The sequence below is a fragment of the Streptomyces sp. NPDC096136 genome (genome assembly GCF_044763325.1).
Classification (GTDB): domain Bacteria; phylum Actinomycetota; class Actinomycetes; order Streptomycetales; family Streptomycetaceae; genus Streptomyces.
Map to the genome: position 1 here is coordinate 1 of NZ_JBIWFZ010000071.1, position 1,080 is coordinate 1,080.

2 pseudogenes are annotated in these 1,080 nt (G+C 72.1%); both read right to left on the minus strand.

What is annotated here, in order from left to right:
• Nucleotides 1-239: pseudogene (locus ACIRBY_RS38750) on the minus strand (sulfate ABC transporter substrate-binding protein); the annotation flags it as partial.
• A gap of 218 nt (nucleotides 240-457) precedes the next feature.
• Nucleotides 458-1,080: pseudogene (locus ACIRBY_RS38755) on the minus strand (hypothetical protein); the annotation flags it as partial.

The window sequence follows — 1,080 nt, forward strand, 5'->3', positions numbered from 1 at the left end:
ATGAGGCCTTCCTGGAGACCGACCAGCGCGGTGGCGTGGGTCAGGTTCGGGAAGTACCCGATGCGGACCTCGGACGCCGAGAGCGCCTTGCCGCCGTCGGACGCGGCGCCGGCCGCCTTCGGCTCCGTCTTCTCCGCCTCGGAGCCGTAGCCGCAGGAGGCGAGGACGCCGACCAGCAGCGGGAGGGCGGCGATGGCGGTGACACCGCGGCGGAGCAGGGTCTTACGGGTGACAGGCACGGGAGAACTTCCTCTCGACGCGCCGTCTGTGTCTTACGGCGCGGTCTTTCGGCGGTGGAGCGCGGGCGGGTACGGCTCGTGGGGGGTGAGGGCGCGCATGCGGTGCGCGTACGTCATCGCGCACATCGCGCCACTCCTCCCTGGCCGCTGCCGAGGGCGCCGCTGCCTACGCGGCCACCCTCCTTCGCGAAGGTGGTGTAGATGTCGGTCCGCATGGCCTAGAAGTCCCACCCTTCCTCGTCGGCCGGTACCGTCTCGGCCTTCGAGGCGAAGGACTCGCCCGCCATGCCCGCCGCCAGGGTGGTCCCGTCGGCCGGGTCGATCAGCAGGAAGGACCCGGTGCGGCGCGAGTCGGCGTACGCGTCGAGCGCGAGCGGCTCGGCGGTGCGGACGACGACGAGGCCGATGTCGTTGGCCACCAGCCGGCCCGGGTTCGGGTGCTGGGACAGGTCGTCGAGGGTGAGCCGCGAGGGGATCTCCTTGACGATCGCCTTGACCGTGCGGGTCGTGTGCTTGAGCAGCACCCGCGCGCCCACGGCCAGCGGCTGGTCGGCCACGTGGCAGACCGTCGCGGTGACGTCCTGCGTGGTGGCCGGGGCGCTCGCGCTCGGCGCGATCAGGTCGCCGCGCGAGATGTCGATGTCGTCCTTCAGCCGCAGGGTCACCGACTGCGGGGACCAGGCGATGTCCACGGACTCGCCGAGCGCGTCGATGCCCTCGATCACCGAGGTCTTCCCCGACGGAAGGACGGTGACGGACTCGCCGACGCGCAGGACGCCGGAGGCGATCTGGCCCGCGTAGCCGCGGTAGTCCGGGTGCTCGGCGGTCTGCGGACGGATCA